An 18,433-nucleotide genomic window follows, 5' to 3' on the forward strand; every position below is an offset into this window, starting at 1 on the left:
CCAGCCACTGCCAGCTCCACCTTCATGCACAGATTCTTAATCGAGAAGCCGATGACGCACGATCGTCTGCGCCCGCTCCGGGCCCACCCCGATCGACGAAATCCGACACCCCGACAGCTCCTCCAGCCGCAAGATGTACGCCTGCGCGTTCTCCGGCAAATCCTCAAAATCCTGGCAGTCCGAAATACCCTCCGACCACCCCGGCAAGTACTCGTAAATCGGCTTCGCGTGATGCATATCCGACTGATTCTCCGGCATATCCTCCACACGCGCCCCATCAATCTCGTAGGCCACGCACACCGGGATCTGCTCAATCCCCGTCAACACATCCAGCTTCGTCACCACGATATCCGTCAGCGAATTGACCCTCACCGCATAACGCGCGACCACGGCGTCGTACCAGCCGCACCTGCGCGGCCGCCCCGTCGTCGTGCCATACTCTCCGCCAACCTTACGCAGCCGCTCCCCCGCCTCATCAAACAGCTCCGTGGGGAACGGCCCCTCGCCCACGCGCGTAATGTACGCCTTCGCGACGCCCACCACCCGGTCCAGCCGCAGCGGGCCCACGCCCGAGCCCGTGCAAGCGCCGGCCGCCGTCGTCGACGACGACGTCACATACGGGTACGTCCCATGGTCAATATCCAGCATGACCGCCTGACCCGCCTCAAACACCACCGTCTTCCCCTCATCGAGCGCGCGGTTAAGCTCCGCCGACGAATTGAACAGCATCGGGCGCACCCGATCCGCGTAGGCAAGCAGCTCGTTGGTCACCACATCCACGTCAAACGTGTCCTCATCGAGCGAGGCCAACTGCGCATTCTTCTGATGCAGCGCGCCCTCCACCTTCTGGCGCAGAATCGAGGGGTCAAACAGGTCCTGGACGCGGATGCCGATGCGGTTCATTTTGTCGGCGTAGGTGGGACCAATGCCGCGGCCGGTCGTGCCAATCTTCCGCTTGCCGAGCAAACGCTCGTTCGCGCCGTCGATCTTCTTGTTGTACGAGGGGATAATGTGCGCGTTCGAGGAAATCCGCAGGCCCGACGTATCCACGCCACGCCCCTCCAACTCCTCAATCTCCTCAAACAACACATTCAGATCGACCACCACACCATTGCCGATCACCGCTGTACACCCCGGAGACAAGATCCCCGCCGGCAGCAAGTGCAGGGCGAACTTCTCCTCGCCCACAATCACCGTATGGCCGGCATTATTACCGCCATTAAACTTGACGACGTAGTCGACCTCCGCGCCGAGCTGGTCCGACGCCTTGCCCTTACCCTCGTCTCCCCACTGGGCCCCGACGATCACGATTGCTGGCATGCTGTCCTCACTTGTCTAGGCTTGCCGCCTAAGTCTAATGCGTACCACCATCCGGGAGGCGGGCGTCCACATGTTGAGGCCGAGTGTTCCGACGCGCGGACACCCCGCATCCTGGTGGGCCGAGCCGGCACCCTCCTCACAGATGCGATACTTCCCGGCAAGATGCGGTACTAAATAACCGTTATCTAGTGCCGCATCTTGCAGTCTTGTATAGCATTTGCGGCTGGCGGCGGCGCCGGCACGCGAGCGCAGGGGCAGGTGCGGAACTCGGCGTGGCCGCCATCATCTGGGGCCGGCCAACCCGCAGGTATAGTCCCGCCAAATCGTGAGTGGCCGGGCTCGGGTAGACTCTCACCAACCAACCCCGAACCGAGGATCCCCCATGAACCTGGCCACGCCACTTGCCACATTCGTCTACTACGCGGCGCCCGACGTCGTGCGACGGCCGACTCTGCGGCGGCTCGTCCGCACGGGTGCGCTTGCCGTCATAGCGACAGTAGAGGTGGCCAGAGCTGAGTTCGGCGCACACGAGTCAACCGCCGATCCGACCACTGAGACCCCCACGAGCTCTGCCGTCACAGACCACGCAAGCTTCGCGGTGGCCAATCAGGCAGACCACACTCCAATTGGCCAGACAGACCAAGCCGACCAGGCGGACCAAGCCGACCAGGCCGAGCCCGCCACCTCGGCAAACACCGCAAACACCACCGCGCCCGAGGATGCCGTGCCCTCCGATATGCTGTCGCTCGCCAAGGGCGTCTTCGCCGCCCAGCCGGGCGTGACCGCGCTCATCGGAGCTGCGATCGTTGCGGCGACAGCCGCGACCACGGCGGCCAGCGTCTACACCGAGCGCGCCCTCTTCCGCGGCGCCGAGAAGCGCCGCGCCACTGGCGACCGCCTCGCCCACACCAAGCAGGCCGCCATCCTCGCACTGGCCATGGCCGGGCTCGACCACCTATCCTCCAAGCTCGTCCTGGACGACTAACCCGCTCGCGCCCCGCCCCAGCCGCGGTCATCCGCACCCCACCAGGCCGCACCCCGCGGGCATGAAAATGGGACGGCCCCAGCCGCCCCATCCCCACGTGCAGGAATTACTTCATGCGCTTGCCGGCCGAGCCCAGTCGCTCAGCGGCCTCGACCACGCGGGCGGCCATGCCGGCTTCGGCCAGCTTGCCCCAGGTGCGCGGGTCGTACATCTTCTTGTTGCCGACCTCCTGGTCGACCTTGAGGACGCCGTCGTAGTTGCGGAACATGTGGTCCACGACCGGGCGGGTGAAGGCGTACTGCGTGTCGGTGTCAACGTTCATCTTGATGACGCCGTTGCGGACAGCGGTGGCGATCTCCTCAGCGGAGGATCCGGAGCCGCCATGCATGACCAGGTCAAACGGGGACTCCTTGCCGACCTTTGCGCCGACCTCAGCCTGGATCTCACCCAGCAGCTCGGGGCGGAGCTTCACGTGGCCGGGCTTGTACACGCCGTGGACGTTACCAAAGGTGAGGGCGGTGAGGTAGCGGCCGTTCTCGCCAAGGCCGAGGGCCTCGACAGTCTTGAGGCCGTCCTCAGCGGTGGTGTACAGCTTCTCGTTGATCTCGCCAACGACGCCGTCTTCCTCGCCACCCACAACGCCGATCTCGATCTCGAGGATGGTGTTGGACTTCTGCGACAGGGCGAGCAGTTCCTTCGCGATCTCGAGGTTCTCATCGAGCGGCACGGCGGAGCCGTCCCACATGTGCGACTGGAAGAACGGCTCACGGCCAGCGGCGACTTCCTGCGCGGACAGCTCCATGATGGGGCGGATCCACGAGTCGATGTTCTGCTTGGCACAGTGGTCGGTATGCAGGGCGATCGTCACGTCGTAATTCTTGGCGACCTCACGAGCGTACGCGGCCAGGCCGAGCGAACCAGCCACGCGATCCTTGATCGTGGAACCGGAGGCGTACTCGGCGCCGCCAACGGAAACCTGGATAATGCCGTCCGACTCAGCCTCAGCGAAGCCGCGGATGGCTGCCGTGAGGGTCTGCGAGGACGTCACGTTAATTGCCGGGTAGGCGAACTTGTTGGCCTTCGCCCGATCCAGCATCTCGTCATAAACTTCACGCGTTGCGATACCCACGTGTGCTCCTTTTGCGTTGGAAATCTAACGCCCCAATTATCTCACGGATTTGGTAAAGCGTATAGCCAATTGGTCCCCGGCTTAATCATTTCCGACGACGTCGTGGCCCGCCTTTCGTCCGTTTCCGCGCGTCGTCGTTGTTTGACGACGGCCCGGCCCGTCGCACCTGTAACACCTCCCACCGGGGCGAGGCGTGCGCGTAGGATCGGGGCGAGGGGATGGTCATGGTTATTTCTGATCCGGTCGAGGCGGCTGAGGAGCTTGCGCGGGCGATGCGCGGGAGGCGCACGCTCGCAATCACGGGCGCGGGGGTGTCCACCGATTCCGGGCTGCCGGACTATCGGGGGCAGGGCACCACGGAGAAGCCGTCGATTACCTACGACATGTTCGTGGCCGACCCCATGTGGCAACGCTGGGTGTGGCAGCGCAATCACGAGACGTGGCGCCAGTTCGAGGCGCTAAAGCCCTCCGGTGCTCACGTTGCCATCGCCCGGTTGGAGGAGGCGGGGGCGGTGACCGGGGTTGCCACGCAAAACATCGACGGCCTGCACACCAAAGCCGGGAGCAGGAGCGTGTGGGAGCTACACGGGTCGTTCGCGCGGGTGCACTGCCTCGACTGCGGCGCCCGCTTCCCGCGCGGCGAATACGCCGCCTACCTCGAGGCACTCAACCCCGGCTGGCCGCAGTACGACCGCGACCCCGCCGTGCTCGCCACCGCCGACCGCGCCGAGGCCGAGGCCTCTACTTTCCGCGTGGCGCCCTGCCCGGTGTGCGGAGGGCTGGTCAAGCCGGATGTCGTCTTCTTCGGGGAGTCCCTGCCCACCTCGATGGGCGACGCGATGGGCGCCGCCCGCGACTGCGAGGTTGCGCTCGTGGCCGGTTCCTCGCTCGTGGTCAGCACGGGCATGTGGATCGTACGCCAGGCCTACGCGGCCGGCGCCACGCTCGCCATCATCAACTACGGCCCCACCGCCGCCGATCCCCTCGCCGACATCCGCATCGACGCCGGAGTCTCACCCACACTAAGCGCCCTCGCCGACCTGTTATAAACGGCGGGCGGAGGGGGACCGGCCCCTCCGCCCGCCTCCCGGCCAACCGGCACCAGCTCCCCCAGCGGGCCGGCACCCGAGCCGCTTCGAGGACCGACGTCCCAGCGTGGGCCAGCGTCGTCGTCGTGAAAACAAACAGCAGGTAAACAACACGCAACAAGGCCGAGAGGGGTTTTGGCGCATAGCGAACCGCCAATTAGTCTTGAACCGTCAGTCGTTTGCGCATGAAAGGCATGATGATGGCCGACCCCAAGGGCGCCCAAGCAAAAATCGAGCTCCCCAGTCTTCCACAAGGCGTCAGCCCCGCCACCCAACAGGAAAACAACACCCCCTGGCATCTCTTCTTCGGTGGAATGCTCGCCATCACCCTGGTCGTCTTCGCCCTGTGGTCCAAAGACTACGTAGGCAACGCCAGCTGGCTCATCCTCGGCGCCACCATCATCTTCGCCTTTTTCATGGCGTTTAACATCGGCGGCAACGACGTCGCCAACTCGTTCGGCACCTCCGTGGGCGCCGGCACACTCTCCCTCAAGCAGGCGCTCGTCATCGCCGCGATCTTCGAAGTGTCCGGCGCGGTCATCGCCGGCGGCGAGGTGACCGATACGGTCCGCTCCGGGATCGTCGACCTCAACGCGATCAGCGGACTCGACCCCCTCGAATTCGCCTACATCATGATGGCCTCCCTCCTCGGTGCCGCCACCTGGCTCCTCCTCGCCACCCGCATGGGCTGGCCCGTCTCCACCACCCACTCGATCGTGGGCGGCATCGTCGGCGCTGCCCTCGCGGTCGGCTTCATCACCGGCAAGGGCGGCTGGTCCATGGTACAATGGGGACAGGTCGGCCAAATTGCCATCTCCTGGGTGCTCTCACCCGTACTCGGCGGCATCGTCTCCTACATCCTCTTCCGTGGCATCAAGAGCTCCATCCTGAGCTACAATGAAGCCGCCGAGATTCAGCTCGAAGCCGTCCGTGCTCAAAAGAAGGAACTCAAGGCCCGCCACCGCGAACTTTTCGAGCAGATGAGCGAAAAGGATCAAAAGAGCTACACCAACGCCCTCACCCGCGACCTCGCCGCCATGCGCGAAGAAGATTGGGAAGTCGAAGACCTCGAATCCTCCTACTTCAAGGAACTCCACCAAATCCAGGTGGAGAAGGAACTCATCGAACCGCGCCGCGCCATCGAAACCTGGATCCCACTACTCGCCGCCGGTGGCTCCCTGATCATCTCCGGCATGATGCTCTTCAAGGGCCTCAAGAACCTCCACCTCGGCATGACCAACGTGGGCAACCTGCTCATCATGGGCATGATCGCGGCCGTGGTCTACATGTCGGTCTACATCTTCTCCCGCACCATGAAGAAGAAGAACCTCGAGCGCTCCACCTTCCTCCTCTTCTCCTGGATGCAGGTATTCACCGCGTCGGCCTTCGCGTTCTCGCACGGCTCGAACGACATCGCCAACGCGCTCGGCCCGTTCGTGGCCGTGCTCGACGTGCTCAAGACCGGAGCAATCGTGGAGAAGTCGACCGTGCCCGTGGCCGTCATGGTCTCGATGGGCATCGCGCTCATCGCCGGCCTGTGGTTCATCGGCCGCTACGTCATACGGACCGTCGGCTCCGGCCTCACGGAGATGCACCCGGCGTCCGGCTTCTCCGCCGAGCTGTCCGCCGCGGCCGTCGTCATGGGCGCCTCCCTGCTGGGCCTGCCCGTGTCCTCCACACACATCCTCATCGGCGCGGTGCTCGGCATCGGCATGGTCAACCGCAACACCGACTGGGGTCTCATGAAACCGATTGGCCTGGCGTGGGTGCTCACGCTGCCGGTGTCGGCGGCCATTGCGGCGGCCACGGTGTCCGTGATCCGGCTGATTTTCTAGGCCGGCAAGGGGCAACCCCATCCCTTCGTGGCCCTGCCCGGCCCGGTTGAGTGACCGCGTTTGAATTTACTGGACGAATCCGGGGCGATCTTCTTATATGAGGAGATCGCCCCGGATTCGTCCAAAATTTTTTAATGGGGCCTCTGGGAACGCGGCCGGTCGGGGGAAAAGCTATCCACGGCCAGCCCAAGAGCGCGCTGTATCCACATTTCGCCCAATCGGCGGAATCGGATTTACCGCAACAGTCCACACTTGAAGGATGTTGAACAATACCCCATCTGAACGGGGCGGGGCGCTCCGGCGGGCCGCCCCGCCCGCAACCGACGAACCCGCCTGGCTGGCAAACCCGCCAAAGTTCTTCGACCCGCCGGACTGGCACGTGCCGCCCGAGGACTGGTACCCCGAGCAGGAGAACAAGTCACCGCTGTGGACACCGCAGTCCGCTCGCAAAGAGTTTGGCCTGGTCACGCAGGCCGATCTCAAGACCATGGGCTACACCTCCCACTACGCCATTTCCAAAGCAGTCAAGGCCGGCCGGTTTCAACGCCTCAGGCATGGAGTCTATGCCCTGCCACGCGCGGATCCCGACGCGATCCGCGCGGTCAAACTCGGCGGGGCCATCGCGTGCGAAAGTGCCTGCAGGCGCTACGGCATATGGGTACCACACCAGGGCTTGCACATGGCAGTTCAGCGCAATCAGACAACATCCCGCCCGCAAGGCGTCACCATTCACAGCCAGCGCGACGCGCCCAGTCTCATCCCCACTCCTCGGGAGGCGGTGGCACAAGTGCTGCGTTTTCACGATGCGGAGACCGGCCTTATGGCACTGGAGTCGGCGCTCAACAAGGGGCTGATCGAGATGGTGGAGGTGGGCAACCTGATCCAAGACCTCTCCGTCAACAAGCAGGCTGTCCTGCGGCGGGCGTCGCCATTCTCCGAGTCCGGCCTCGAGACCCGGGTGAGGCTCTTCCTCCTCTCGAACCGGGTGCACGTGCAACCACAGGTCTACATCCCGTCGGTGGGCCGAGTGGATATGGTAGCCGGCGGCTCCCTGATCCTAGAATGCAACGGCGACCTCGCCCACTCGACCAAGGAACAGCGCAACCGCGACTACATCCGGATCCAGAACGCCCGGCTACTCGGGTATGAAACGGTTTCGCTCAGCTACGCCCAGATTTTCTGGCAATGGGAGGAGACACAGGCCTATTTGCTGGCCCTCATCCGCCAACGGAGGCATCTCAAGCCGCCGATCCCACTGAGGCGTTGAAATTATCTGGACGAATCCGGGGCGATCTTCTTATATGAGGAGATCGCCCCGAATTCGTCCAAAAGTTTTTAATCGGCCGGGGCGGGTGAGGCCTCAGCAGGGGCGGGCGCCGGCTCGGCGGCGCCGGATCAGCCGGCCGAGAGGCGGCGACGCAGCTCCTCCAGGATGGGCAGGTCGGCCGGTGCCCACTCCACATCCATCAGCTCGTCGGCCCCGAGCCAGCGCACCTGCGCGTGCTCCGTCAGCCGCGGCTGACCCTCCAACCTGCACAAATACGCGTCCAGGATGACCCGGCCGAAGGAGTAGTCGTAGACTCCGCGGCCCACAAATTCCCCGACCTCCACCTCCGCCAGCAGCTCTTCGCGCACCTCGCGCGCCAGCGCCTCCCGCGGGGTCTCCCCCGGCTCGACCTTCCCGCCCGGGAACTCCCAGTACCCGGCCATGTTCTTCCCCGGCCCGCGCTGGGCCGCCAGAATCTGGGCACCGCGCCTAGCCTCGCGCCCAGCCCCCTTTCCGGCTCCCGTGCCCGCCGGGTCCGCCTCCGGGTCAGCCTCCCGCCAGAACACAGCCCCGACCACGTGAATCTCTTTCACCGTCTCCCTCTCATTCTCCGGCCCCAGCCCCCAACGGCCGGTGTCGCCGCACCCACTCGTGCTGAGCGATGGCCGCGGCGGCGGCCACGTTGAGCGAGCGCGTGGACCCAAACTGTGGGATGTACACTGCCCGCGGGCACACGGCCCGCAGCTCATCAGAGATGCCCACGGATTCTTGCCCGAACACCAGCACGGCCTTCTCGGGCAGGTCGGCGGTTTCGATGGGTTCGGTGTCGCCGGTGTTGTCCACGGCCACGAGCGTGTAGCCGACCTCCCGTGCCCAGTCCGCGAGCGCGGCCGCGTCGGGCCGGTGGTAGATGTTGAGGTACCGGTCGGTGACAAGCGCCCCGCGCCGGTTCCATTTTCTGCGCCCGACGATGTGGACGCCACCCACGTTGAATGCATTGCCTGTGCGCACGATCGACCCGATGTTGAGGTCGTGCTCGAGGTTTTCGATCGCCACATGCAGCGCCGATCTGCTCTTCTCCAGCTCGGCGTGGATCGCCTCCACGCGCCAGTAGCGGAAGCGGTCGGTGACGTTGCGCCGGTCGCCGGCGGCGAGCAACTCGGGGTCGTAGCGGGGGTCGTCGGGTACCGGTTCGCCGGGGTGCTCCTCGGCCCACGGCCCGACCCCCACGATTCCCCCGATCTTCTCTCCGTTTCCCCAGGTCAGGAAGCCGTGTGGATCGTCGGCCATTTGGCCTCCCCCAGGTCAGAGGCCTCAAAGAGTGCCAGTTCCACGACGCCGTCCCCGCCCGCCGCGCCCACGCCTTCCGCTCCGGTCGCGCCCACGTCTTCCGCTCCGGCCGCCCCAACGACGACGGCCACACCCGCCACCTTCGGTCCCTCATCCGGCCCACCAGCAGCCAGCTCCCCCGGCACCCGGGCCGAGTCAAATCCCACCACGACAACCGGCCCGTCGATCGCGGGCCGCGCCACGGCGTCGTCGATCAGGAAAGCGTCGAGGTATTGGCCGCGCGCGGCGGCGGCGTGGAGGATAGCGGTGGCGATGGCGAGCGCGAGCGGCCCCTCGCCACCGACGGCTTCGATGTTGCCGGGGCCGAGCCCGGCTTCTTCGAGTAGGTCGAGCATGGCGTGGCCGAGGAGGGGCGCGGCTTCGCGGTGGAGTGTGGCGGTGAGGGGGTCGAGTTCGCGCAGGTGATCGGCAAGGCGCGCTTTGGGTGCGTCGTTAATGTCCATGCTCACAGCATACGACTACGGGGTGCGGAGCACGGCAACGGGGTCGCGGTGGGAGGCCCACACGGCGGGGAGGAGTCGCTTGGCTAACATGTCACTGGCCGTAATAGTACTGGGCGAGCGGCAACGCCGGGCACGCAGCGTACAGATTCCGCGCAGTCTCGCTTCCATCCACGAATCGGTTGCGGGCCGCGGGCGACCACGCGTCGCCGCTGTGCGCATCATCGAAACTGGCGATCCAGGCCTCCTTGCTGGGCGGCTCCTGGAGGAACTCCACTCCCTGAGCCTTCGCACATGGGACGAAGAAGCTGGTGTAGCACTCGTACTTGACGGCGCGTTGCTCGGGCGTTTCCTCGGGGTAGGCACGGGGTCGGGAGCGTATTCGGCGTAGCAGATCCAGAACTGCGTCCGAGTGGCGTCGCTGAGGTCTTCCCAGTGAATGCCCGGCCATCGGCCGACAGCTCGGCGGGGTATCCGGCCTCGTCAGCCCCTCGTTGCGCTGGTGGCCGGCGAGTTCCAGCTCTGAAGTCAACATTGGCACATCTGTGCCGCAGGCCACAGAGAATTTTGGGAGGCCCCGCGGTCAGGCCCCGTCACGGCCGGATAGGCCCGGCCCGGCCACCTTCCGCACGAGCGCGCGCGGCATCAGCTTCACGACGCCGGCCGCTGCCTTATAGAGAGGAGTGGGCGTGACGAGCACCCGGCCACGCCGGGCCGCCGCGAGCGCCGCGCCGACCACCTGGGCGGGCTGGGCGAAGACGACGTCGGGCCACTGGCTGGAGTCGACGTGGGAGCGTTCGTGGAACTCGGTGCGGATGAGGCCGGGGGTGACGGCGGTGGCAGTGACGCCTGTGCCGGCGAGCTCGGCGGCGAGCCCCTCGGTGAACGTGCGCACCCAGGCTTTGTGCGCCGAGTAGGTGCCTTGCGCGGTGAGGGCTGTCATGGAGGAGACGTTGATGATGGCACCGCGGCCGCGGGCCTTCATGGACGCGGCCGCGGCGTGCGACAGGACGAGCACGGCCCTCACCATGACGTCCAGCCCGGCGAGCTCCCGCTCGAGCGAGCCGCCCACGAAGTCCTGCCCGAGCCCGAATCCCGCGTTGTTGACCACCAGCGCCACCGACGACGACGTTATCCGCGCCGCGACCCGACCCACGGCGTCGTGATCGGCGAGGTCGGCGGGGAGGACCTCCACGCGTACCCCGAACTCGGCGCGCAGCTGCCCCGCCACGTCCTCGAGGCAGGAGGCGTTGCGGGCGACGAGGATGAGGTCGTGGCCGGAGGCGGCGAGCTGGCGGGCGAATTCGCGGCCGAGGCCGGCGGAGGCGCCGGTGATGAGTGCGGTGGTCATGGGTTGAGTCTAGCGGGAGAAAAACTTGTCGGAGGCTCACTGTAGGCTGGGGTCATGAAGTTAGCGACATGGAATATCAACTCGGTTCGCGCCCGCGCGGACCGCGCCGTGGAGGTGCTCGCGCGCCATGACCTGGACGTGCTCGCCCTGCAGGAAATCAAGTGCAAGCCTGAGCAGTTCCCCCTCGAACCCTTCCGCGAGGCGGGCTACGAGGTGGCGTTGCACGGCCTCAATCAGTGGAACGGCGTGGCAATCGTGTCGCGGGTGGGGCTGGAGGGCGTGCGCACGGCGTTCCCCGGCCAACCCGGCTTTGCCAAGGGCGCGCCCAGCGAGGGGCTGTTCATTGCCGGCGACGTCGAAGCCCGGGCTCTCGGCACCACCTGCGGCAGCACTGGGCTCAGCTCAGGCGTGGAGGTCTGGAGCCTGTACGTTCCCAACGGGCGGGCTGTTGGAGACCCTCACTATCACTACAAGCTGGCATGGCTGGCTGCGCTGAAAGACGCGATGGCCGCCCGGCTGGTGGAGGATCCGGAGGCGAAGATCGCCCTGGTCGGGGACTGGAACGTCATTCCCACCGATGCGGATGTGTGGGACACGAGCGCCACCGGCGGCCTGTACCTGAGTGAGCCGGAGCGGGAGGCGTTCTTCGCTTTCGAGCAGGCGGGATTCGTGGAGGTCACGCGGGGGCGGGTCACGAATTACACGTTCTGGGACTACCAGCAACTGCGCTTCCCCAAGAACGAGGGGATGCGGATCGACTACATCTATGCCTCACCGGCCTTGGCGGGCACCGTCACCTCCGCCGCGATCGACCGGGATGAGCGCAAGGGAAAGGGGGCCTCGGACCACGTGCCCGTCATCGTAGAGTTCGCGCTGTAGCGGACGTAGCTGCGCGGCCAGCGCGCTACAGCTGCACCATTTCGTCGGTGAGGACCGGCCAGTATTGGATATGCTCTTTGTCGAAGTCTTTGACGCCGAGGAAGGCGCCACCCTTGCCCTGGGACAGGTCCATATAGAAGAACGAACCAGACATTCCGAAGTGTCCCACCACGTGATGGGAGAAGTGGGGGCCGGTCCAGTGCGGCTCGAGGGGGTTACGGATGGAAAAGCCGAGCCCCCACGGGCGGTTCTGTGAGCGCCCGTACCCGGGCGTGATCCCGCCGATCCCTGGGAACTGCACCTGGAAGGCTTTTTCGGCGAGGTCGCGGGGGATGAGCGTGGGGCGCAGGATCTCGCGCCCGAAGCGGACCAGGCAGTTCGCCGCGCCCGTGCCGGAGTGGGCTATTGAGCCGACGATCCGGGCGGAGGTCATCCCGAGCGGGTCGAGTACCTCGGCCTGGATCCAGTCCTGGATCGACATGCCGATGTACTTCTCGGCCTCCTCGCCCATGACGTCGAAGCCGTAGTTGGAGTAGATGCGGCGTCGGCCGGGCTTGGCGATGGGCTCGCCGGGTTCGGCGGGCAGGCCGGAGGCGTGTGCGAGCAGGTGGCGGAACGTTGAGCCCTCTGGGCCGGCGGGGGTGTCGAGCTCGAACTTGCCCTGCGCGATCGCCACCAGGATCCCCCACGCGGCAATCGGTTTGGTCACCGACATGTATCGGTAGATCTTCGTCGGGTCGCCCACGGCAAGCTTGACGTCGTGGGCGTCGAAGGCCACGTACGTGTGCTCGAAGTCGAACTTGTCTGCGGGAAGAGGCTCGGTGATCATGCTTCCACTCTGGCACAAAGCCGGCCGCACTGCAGGCGGCAGGTGAGTTTCGGCGTCGTGAACGAAAGTGGTTACTATGGACACATGGACGAGACATCGCGGTTGAGCTCCTTGGCGGACGGCGTTCGTTTTGAACGCTCGCCCGATCCACTTCTTTCCTTGCGCACGGCCCCTGGCCCCGATTTGTACGCGCCGGGTAACCTGGGCGAGTTCGCGCGCGGCTTCAGCCCGGCCGAGGCCCGCCTTCGTCACGATGCCGCCCTGCGGGCTCACCCGTCTTTCGGCGCCGGCATCCTCCTCGCCCCTCAAGCCCCGAGCGATCACAAGAGCCACCACACGGCGATCCTGTCGCGTAACCGTTGGGTGGCGATCGTCCTCGCTCTCCTGTTTGGCACGCTCGGCGCCCACAACTTCTACCTGGGCCGCACGAGCCGCGCGGCGGTGAACGTTCTGGTGTGGTTTGCTGGCACGCTGGGCATGACCGCCACCGGGTCGATTTTCATGATGCTACCGATCATTGCCCTCGTGTTGGTCGAGTGCTGGCAGATCGCGCGCCGCACGGGTGACTACGCCGATCTTCCCTAACCACTGACACCCCGCCCCTCCGCACCCCGCCGCGCACCGGCGCCTGCCCGGGCGCTAGGCTGGGGGCATGCATTACGATCTCCTGATCCTTGGTTCCGGTTCGGCCAACACCATCCCCGGCCCTGAATTCGCAGGCCAGCGCATCGCGCTCGTGGAAGAAGGAGTGTTCGGTGGCACGTGCCTGAACGTGGGATGCATCCCCACCAAGATGTTCGTCCACACCGCCAACGTGGCGCGCCAGGCCGCCGACGCGGGGCGCCTCGGCGTCGACCTCCGCCTCGAGGGCGTGGACTGGCCCGCCATCCGCGAACGCATCTTCGGCCGTATCGACCCGATCTCCGCCGCTGGCAAGGACTACCGGGAGAATAATCCGGATAACGCCAACCTCACGCTCTACACAGGGCATGCCACGTTCGTCGCGCCAAAGACCGTGCAGATCACCCTGGCCGAGGGCTCCGAGAGCCCGGCAGGCGCAGAGGGCCAGCCCGGCGCCCGCACGATGACCGTGAGCGCGGACCGAGTGGTCGTCGCCACCGGATCGCGGCCCGCCATGCCGGACGTGGCCGGGTTGGACGGCGTCGGCGCGCTCGATAACGCGAGCATCATGCGCCTGGAGGAGCTACCCGCGTCGTTGCTCGTGCTCGGCTCGGGCTACATCGCGGCCGAGATGGCGGACGTGTTCAGCGCGCTGGGCGTGGACGTGACCGCGGTGGCGCGCGGGCAGCGGATGCTGCGCCAGCTCGACTTCGACATCTCCCGCGCCTACACCAATTCGGTCGGCTACCGGCTTGTCACCGGCTTCCAGGCCACGTCCGCCGCGCGCGAGGACGGGATGGTCCGCCTCACTGGCACGCGCGGGGGCGAGGAGATCACGCTCGAGGCCGAGCAGATCCTCGTGGCCACCGGCCGCATCCCCAACGCCGACACCCTCAACCCCGCCGCCGCAGGCATCGCCGTGGAGGGTGGGCGGATCTGCGCCGACTCCTACCAGCGCGCCCTCGGCCACGACGGCCGGCCGCTCGACGGGGTCTTCACCCTCGGTGACGTCTCCTCCCCCTACATGCTCAAGCACGTCGCCAACCACGAGGCCCGCGTGGTGCGGCACAACCTGCTCCACCCCGACGCGATGATCGAGTCCGTTCACGACGCCGTACCCGCCGCCGTCTTCTCCCACCCGCAGATCGCGACCGTGGGGATGACGGAGGAGGAGGCCCGGAAGTCGGGCAAGGATTACGTGGTGGGCGTGCAGAAGTACGCGGACATCGCCTACGGGTGGGCCATGGAGGACACCACGAACTTCTGCAAGATCATCGCCGAACGCGGCAGCACTCGGATCCTCGGCTGCCACATCATCGGCCCGCAGGCGCCCACCCTCATCCAGGTGATCGTGCAGGCGATGGCCACCGGCCAGAGTGCCGCCGACATCGCCCGCACCCAGTACTGGATCCACCCGGCGATGCCGGAGCTGGTGGAAAACGCGCTGCTGCAGGTCGTCTAGGGGCGGGCGGCCGGCTTCGGCGTCAACACCAGGCGGTGGACGGGCGTGCCCTCAACCATGGAGGTGTCGAGGTCGGCGGAATCGACCAGCACGGTGTCGCCGTCCTGCACCTGCCCGGACAGCATGAGTCGGGCCAGCTGGTCGCCGATCTCGCGCTGGATGAGCCGGCGTAGTGGGCGGGCGCCGTAGGCCGGGTCGTAGCCCTCCATGGCGAGCACCGACTTCGCCGCCTCCGTCACCTCCAGCGTGATCCGGCGCGAGGCCAGGCGTGCCATCATCTGCCCGATCTGCAGGTCCACGATCTGCGCGATCTCGGTGATGGTCAGCGGGTCGAACACGATGATGTCGTCCAGACGGTTGAGGAACTCGGGCTTGAAGTGCGCCCGCACCCCCGCCAACACCGACTCCTTGCGCGCCTGCTCATCGAGCGATTCGTCCATGAGGAACTGCGAGCCGATGTTCGAGGTGAGGATGAGGATCGTGTTGCGGAAATCCACCGTGCGGCCCTGGCCGTCAGTCAGCCGGCCGTCGTCGAGCACCTGAAGCAGGATGTCGAAGACCTCCGGGTGTGCCTTTTCCACCTCGTCCAGGAGCACCACACCGTAGGGCCGGCGCCGCACCGCCTCCGTCAGCTGGCCGCCCTCCTCGTAGCCGACGTATCCCGGAGGGGCGCCCACCAGGCGCGCCACCGAGTGCTTCTCCGAGTACTCCGACATGTCGATACGGACCATCGCCCGCTCGTCGTCGAAAAGGAAGTCCGCGAGTGCCTTCGCCAGCTCCGTCTTGCCCACGCCCGTGGGGCCGAGGAACATGAAGGAACCCGTGGGCCGGTTCGGGTCCGCGACCCCTGCCCGCGAGCGGCGCACCGCGTCCGAGATCGACACGACGGCGGCCCGCTGGCCGATCAGGCGCTCGCCGATGTGGTCCTCCATGGTGAGGAGCTTTTCGGTTTCGCCCTGCATGAGCCGGCCCACCGGGATGCCCGTCCAGGCGGCCACCACCTCAGCGATCCCGTCCGCGTCCACGCGCTCCGCGATCATCGGGGCGCTACGATCCTCGCTGCGCTCTGCCGCCTCGCCGGCCTCGATCTGCTCCATGACCTGCGGGATATCGCCGTTTTGGATGCGGCCGGCCTCCTCGTAGCGGCCCTCGCGGATCGACTTCTCCAGCTCGGTGCGCAGCTCGTCCAGGCGCACGCGCAGCTCGCCCACCTTGTTCCGGCCGGCCTTCTCCGACTCCCAGCGGGCGTTGAGCGCGGCGAGCTCCTCCGACTTGTCGGCCAGCTCCGCCTCGATGCGATCAAGGCGATCGGCGGCCGCGGCGTCGTCGTCCTCCTCCGTATCCTCGAGGTAAGACCTTTCCATCGTAAGTCGATCCACCTGGCGCTGAAGCACGTCGATCTCCTCCGGTGAGGAGTCGAGCTCCATGCGCAAGCGGGAGGCCGCCTCGTCGACCAGGTCGATCGCCTTGTCCGGCAGCTGGCGGCCCGAGATGTAGCGGTCCGAAAGCGTAGCCGCGGCCACGAGGGCGCCGTCGGAAATCGTCACCTTGTGATGCGCCTCGTACTTGGGCGCAATGCCGCGCAGGATCGCCACCGTGTCCTCCACCGACGGCTCACCCACGTAGATCTGCTGGAAGCGGCGCTCGAGCGCCGGGTCCTTCTCGATGTGCTCGCGGTACTCGTCCAGCGTGGTGGCACCCACCAGGCGCAGCTCGCCACGGGCCAGCATCGGCTTGAGCATGTTTCCGGCATCCATCGAGGAATCCCCGCCCGCGCCGGCGCCGACCACCGTGTGGAGCTCGTCGATGAACGTGACCACCTCGCCGTCGGAATCCTTGATCTCCGCCAGCACTGCCTTGAAACGCTCCTCGAACTCGCCGCGGTACTTCGCGCCCGCGAGCATGCCCGCGATGTCCAGCGAGATGAGGCGCTTGCCGCGCAGGGATTCGGGCACGTCGCCGTCCACGATCCGCTGGGCCAGGCCCTCGACGACGGCGGTCTTGCCCACGCCCGGTTCTCCGATGAGGACGGGGTTATTCTTCGTACGGCGAGAGAGGACTTGGACGACGCGGCGGATTTCGGCGTCGCGGCCGATCACCGGGTCAAGCTTGCCGTCGCGCGCCGCGGCCGTCAGGTCCGTGCCGTACTTTTCGAGCGCCTGGAAGGTGCCCTCCGGGTCCGGGGAATCCACCTTGCGGTTGCCGCGTACCGTGGGCAGGGCGGCCATGAGCTGGTCATGCCCCGCGCCCGCAGCGCGCAGGATCTCCCCCGCCGAGCTCTGGTTCGCGGAGAGCGCGAGCAGCAGGTGCTCGGTGGAAATGTAGGAATCGCCGAGCGCGGCCGCCTCCTTGCCAGCGTCCGCCAGCACGAGCGACGTGTTGCGCGAGGCCTGCGGCTGAGCGTTCGAGCCCGTCACCCCCGGGAGAGTGGCAAGCTGGGCGCGCGTGCGCTCCGCGATGTCCGCCGGGCTGGCGCCCACCGCCTCCAAGAGCACGTTCGCGATGCCTCCCTTCTGCGCGAGCAGGGCGGCCAAGATGTGGGTTGGTTCGAGTTGCGGGTTACCCGCCTGAGTGGCAGAAGTGAGCGCGTCCGCGATCGCTTCCTGCGACTTGGTCGTGAGCTTGTCCATGAGACCTCCAAATATTCCTTCGGTTGTTGGCGGGATTCCGGGGTCTTTAACCGGCTCCGGTAGCCATCTCCAACATCAACTAAGTTGAGTGTATCGCGCTCAAGTTCGTGCGTCTAGAGGGAGGTGTCCTTTTCCCTGCCGCTTACGTCACCCCTAGACTGGAGTCATGCCAGAAGGACATTCCATCCACCGCCTCGCACTCGTGCTAACCGAGCTCTTCGCCGGGAAGGTCGTGCGCGCGAGTTCCCCGCAGGGGCGATTCGCCGCCGGCGCCGAGATCCTCGACCGCGCCCTCATCCTCCCCGCCCAAGCTTGGGGCAAGCACCTTTTCGTGCCGTTCGTGCCCGAGGACTGCGCCAACGCCACCGTCCCTTCCCTCACCGAACCAGCCCCCGACTCCCTCTGGCTCCACGTTCACCTCGGGCTGTACGGCCGGTGGGTGTTCAACGGCGATCCCGACTTCCTCTCCTCGAAGCTCCTCGGCGCTCCCCACATCCTCATCGGTGAGGCGGTGACCGAGCTTCCGGCGGCCGCGGATGTGGCCGGTACCGGATGTCCCGCGGCTGGCGAGTCGGACCCGTCCGCGGCGTCCGAACCCTGGCGCCCGCCAGCTCCCCGCGGCGCGGTCCGGCTTCGCCTCCTCACCAACCGAGGTTCGGCCGACTTGTCGGGCCCGAACCAGTGCGCCATCAAGACGGGAGCCGAGGTGGCCGCCGTCGTCGGCAAGCTCGGGCCGGACCCGCTACGTAACGCGCCCGGGGACCACGACCTCTTCATTGAGCTCGTGCGCCGACGGCGATCGCCGGTGGGAGCGCTGGTCATGGATCAGTCAGTGGCGGCCGGACCGGGCAATATCTACCGCGCCGAGTCCCTGTTCCGCACGGGGATCCACCCGTACCGCATGGGCGCAAGGGTCGGGGCGGGCAGGCTCGCCGACCTCTGGGACGACCTCGTGGTTCTCATGGACGACGGCCTGGTGCGCGGGACGATCCACACCGTCGATCCCGAGCTCGCACCCGCCGAGCCCCTCCCCGGCGACCCCGAGGCCTCCCGTTTCGCGGTCTACCACCGGCAGGGGCGGGCCTGCCTGCGCTGCGGGGCCACCGTGCGCGAGGCGGACATGCAGGGCCGGCGCCTGTTCTGGTGCCCGGGCTGCCAGCGTTAGCCGGGGCTCTTCACCGTGGGCGCAATTCTCCCTTTTCCTCGCTCCGACCATCCGATAAACTGCGGGTAGCCGGGGAAGCCGG

Annotated in this window: 17 protein-coding genes; 8 read left to right on the forward strand and 9 right to left on the reverse strand. The window is 66.7% G+C overall.

Translation table 11 applies throughout. From position 1 onward, the window contains the following. Positions 1-36 precede the first annotated feature (36 nt). On the reverse strand, positions 37-1,320 hold the full coding sequence (locus AQZ59_RS07475) for an adenylosuccinate synthase (protein ID WP_062614048.1): 1,284 nt from the start codon (positions 1,318-1,320) through the stop codon (positions 37-39). Between the two features lie 382 nt (positions 1,321-1,702). On the opposite strand from AQZ59_RS07475, the gene AQZ59_RS07480 reads away from it, so the two are divergent. Beyond that, positions 1,703-2,305 (forward strand): hypothetical protein, encoded by a 603-nt coding sequence (locus AQZ59_RS07480; protein ID WP_062614049.1) that lies wholly within the window; start codon positions 1,703-1,705, stop codon positions 2,303-2,305. Between the two features lie 106 nt (positions 2,306-2,411). On the opposite strand, the gene fbaA is transcribed toward AQZ59_RS07480, so the two are convergent. Beyond that, positions 2,412-3,434 (reverse strand): class II fructose-bisphosphate aldolase, encoded by a 1,023-nt coding sequence (gene fbaA, locus AQZ59_RS07485; RefSeq protein ID WP_062614050.1) that lies wholly within the window; start codon positions 3,432-3,434, stop codon positions 2,412-2,414. 224 nt (positions 3,435-3,658) lie between these two features. Here fbaA and AQZ59_RS07490 point away from each other — a divergent pair, with 224 nt between their 5' ends. The 3 genes from AQZ59_RS07490 to AQZ59_RS07500 all read left to right on the forward strand — a co-directional run bounded on the left by AQZ59_RS07490 (position 3,659) and on the right by AQZ59_RS07500 (position 7,624). After that, entirely contained in the window at positions 3,659-4,483 is an 825-nt protein-coding gene (locus tag AQZ59_RS07490) for a Sir2 family NAD-dependent protein deacetylase (protein ID WP_152994735.1), read from the forward strand. A gap of 224 nt (positions 4,484-4,707) precedes the next feature. Further along, a complete protein-coding gene (locus AQZ59_RS07495; protein WP_236698694.1) occupies positions 4,708-6,357 on the forward strand; it encodes an inorganic phosphate transporter in 1,650 nt (549 codons plus the stop codon). 259 nt (positions 6,358-6,616) lie between these two features. After that, positions 6,617-7,624: a type IV toxin-antitoxin system AbiEi family antitoxin domain-containing protein gene (locus tag AQZ59_RS07500; RefSeq protein WP_062614052.1), complete on the forward strand. Its 1,008-nt coding sequence runs from the start codon at positions 6,617-6,619 to the stop codon at positions 7,622-7,624. 128 nt (positions 7,625-7,752) lie between these two features. Here the strand turns inward: AQZ59_RS07500 and AQZ59_RS07505 are convergent, their stop codons facing one another. The 5 genes from AQZ59_RS07505 to AQZ59_RS07525 all read right to left on the reverse strand — a co-directional run bounded on the left by AQZ59_RS07505 (position 7,753) and on the right by AQZ59_RS07525 (position 10,765). Further along, entirely contained in the window at positions 7,753-8,217 is a 465-nt protein-coding gene (locus tag AQZ59_RS07505; protein ID WP_082661227.1) for a (deoxy)nucleoside triphosphate pyrophosphohydrolase, read from the reverse strand. 10 nt (positions 8,218-8,227) lie between these two features. Beyond that, a complete protein-coding gene (locus tag AQZ59_RS07510; protein WP_062614053.1) occupies positions 8,228-8,914 on the reverse strand; it encodes a TrmH family RNA methyltransferase in 687 nt (228 codons plus the stop codon). Beyond that, a complete protein-coding gene (locus tag AQZ59_RS07515; RefSeq protein WP_062614054.1) occupies positions 8,887-9,417 on the reverse strand; it encodes a hypothetical protein in 531 nt (176 codons plus the stop codon). The genes AQZ59_RS07510 and AQZ59_RS07515 overlap by 28 nt, the downstream gene beginning before the upstream one ends. 91 nt (positions 9,418-9,508) lie before the next feature. Further along, positions 9,509-9,949, reverse strand: coding sequence for a hypothetical protein (locus tag AQZ59_RS09450; protein ID WP_148132399.1), 441 nt, complete (start codon positions 9,947-9,949; stop codon positions 9,509-9,511). A 48-nt stretch (positions 9,950-9,997) separates the two neighbouring features. After that, positions 9,998-10,765, reverse strand: a complete 768-nt coding sequence (locus AQZ59_RS07525) for an SDR family NAD(P)-dependent oxidoreductase (RefSeq protein ID WP_062614056.1) — start codon at positions 10,763-10,765, stop codon at positions 9,998-10,000. A 54-nt stretch (positions 10,766-10,819) separates the two neighbouring features. On the opposite strand from AQZ59_RS07525, the gene AQZ59_RS07530 reads away from it, so the two are divergent. Continuing rightward, positions 10,820-11,644: an exodeoxyribonuclease III gene (locus AQZ59_RS07530; protein ID WP_062614057.1), complete on the forward strand. Its 825-nt coding sequence runs from the start codon at positions 10,820-10,822 to the stop codon at positions 11,642-11,644. A 25-nt stretch (positions 11,645-11,669) separates the two neighbouring features. Here AQZ59_RS07530 and AQZ59_RS07535 read toward each other — a convergent pair whose 3' ends face one another. Next, on the reverse strand, positions 11,670-12,473 hold the full coding sequence (locus AQZ59_RS07535; protein ID WP_082661228.1) for a serine hydrolase domain-containing protein: 804 nt from the start codon (positions 12,471-12,473) through the stop codon (positions 11,670-11,672). An 84-nt stretch (positions 12,474-12,557) separates the two neighbouring features. Between AQZ59_RS07535 and AQZ59_RS07540 the strand changes: the two genes are divergently transcribed. Both AQZ59_RS07540 and AQZ59_RS07545 read left to right on the forward strand, forming a co-directional pair. Continuing rightward, a complete protein-coding gene (locus AQZ59_RS07540; protein ID WP_062614058.1) occupies positions 12,558-13,058 on the forward strand; it encodes a TM2 domain-containing protein in 501 nt (166 codons plus the stop codon). A 67-nt stretch (positions 13,059-13,125) separates the two neighbouring features. Beyond that, the gene (locus tag AQZ59_RS07545) at positions 13,126-14,556 is read left to right on the forward strand and encodes a mycothione reductase (RefSeq protein WP_062614059.1); all 1,431 of its coding nucleotides are present in this window, start codon (positions 13,126-13,128) and stop codon (positions 14,554-14,556) included. On the opposite strand, the gene clpB is transcribed toward AQZ59_RS07545, so the two are convergent. Further along, positions 14,553-17,186 (reverse strand): ATP-dependent chaperone ClpB, encoded by a 2,634-nt coding sequence (clpB, locus tag AQZ59_RS07550; RefSeq protein ID WP_062614060.1) that lies wholly within the window; start codon positions 17,184-17,186, stop codon positions 14,553-14,555. The two genes, AQZ59_RS07545 and clpB, sit on opposite strands and share 4 nt — an antisense overlap. A gap of 166 nt (positions 17,187-17,352) precedes the next feature. Here clpB and AQZ59_RS07555 point away from each other — a divergent pair, with 166 nt between their 5' ends. Next, positions 17,353-18,351: an Fpg/Nei family DNA glycosylase gene (locus AQZ59_RS07555; protein WP_062614061.1), complete on the forward strand. Its 999-nt coding sequence runs from the start codon at positions 17,353-17,355 to the stop codon at positions 18,349-18,351. Positions 18,352-18,433: the final 82 nt, after the last annotated feature.

The sequence above is a fragment of the Trueperella bernardiae genome (genome assembly GCF_001469025.1).
Classification (GTDB): Bacteria; Actinomycetota; Actinomycetes; order Actinomycetales; family Actinomycetaceae; genus Trueperella; species Trueperella bernardiae.